Raw genomic sequence first — 1,406 nt, 5'->3', positions numbered from 1 at the left:
ATTGGCCATTACAAAAGAAGTGTCCACTCAAAAAGAAATTGAAGAAAAATATTTATTCATGCAATCGTTACTTAACATGACAGTGGATCCAACCATTTTGGTTACACGAGATGGGAAAATATTTGATATGAATCCAAAATTTGAAGAGATTTTTGGTTTCGAATTAAAAAAGTGGCGGGGGAAGCATTATTTAAACTTACCTATCGTTCCACTGAAAGAAAGGAAACAAGTTGAAGCTCATTTTGAAACCAATTTAGCAGGCACTGGAAAATCTTCGGTACTCGTAAAACGAATGAAATCGACTGGTGTAGAAGGAACATTCCTAGTCAGTTATTCTCCTATTAGAAAGCATGGAGAGATTGAAGCTATGTATATCTTGCTTCAGGAAGTTACTGATGAAGTGGAGCTTAAAGAAAGCCTGCGTAATACAAGACACATATTGGAAAGTTATAAACGTGCTATTAGCAAGGCAGCCATGGTACTAATGACTGATCGCAAAGGCATCATTGTGTATGCTAATGATTTATTTGAAGAAATTACTGGTTTTATGAATCAAGAGATGATGGGTCAACATATTAGCTCGTTACAAGTCGACCGTTACAACAATTTTAATTTGAAGCGTATGTGGAAAGACATGATGAAAGATAAAATATGGCGCGGTGAGCTTCGAAATCGAGCGAGCAATGGTACGTTTTACTGGGGAGATACAACGATTATTCCCCTTTACAATGAATTACAAGACGTTGGAAATGTGCTCATTATTCAATTTGATATTACTGAAAAAAAGAATATGATGATCAATCTGCAATCGATTGAACAGACATTTAACTTAATAACTCAAAATACCAATGACTTAATTGCAATAACGGATGATTGTGGATGTATTTTATATACGTCCCCATCCCATGAAAGAATACTTGGCTTTACAAATGAGGAAATAGGAAATATTCAGTTTAGCGATATGCTTACTAAAGAGTATCGTGATTTTTGGAAATCAGATGTTTCAAAACGAGTCAATGAAAAAGAAGAGATTCGATTAGAGTTACAATATTGCCGAAAAAATAAAGAGAAGATTTGGACTGAAACGTCTATAATGGCCGTAAAAGATCGTGAACGACCTGGACAACTTCAGCATGTTATTGTTTCTAGAGAAGTAACGGAACGCAAAAAATTAGAACAACATCTAAACTTTATGGCCTATCACGATAGTTTAACGAATTTGCCAAATCGAAGTTATTTATTAAAAGAGTTTCCTCAATATGTTTCACATGCACAGTCAACTGATTCAACAATAGGTATTCTTTTTCTCGATGGAGACGATTTCAAATCGGTTAATGATACATTTGGTCATGATATTGGAGACGAATTTATTCGCATGTTTGGAAAAGCCCTTTTAGCTTGTGTAC

Annotated in this window: 1 protein-coding gene; it reads left to right on the top strand. The window is 34.8% G+C overall.

The annotated features are described in order from the left end of the window. Positions 1-1,406: PAS domain-containing protein (locus tag AC1DOS_RS20100; RefSeq protein ID WP_477538906.1), on the top strand; the 1,406-nt coding region annotated here is incomplete at both ends.

This window comes from Paenisporosarcina sp. P5_A11 (assembly GCF_056400705.1).
The sequence above is the reverse complement of the archived record's forward strand: the minus strand, read 5'-3'. Positions and strand labels throughout refer to the sequence as shown.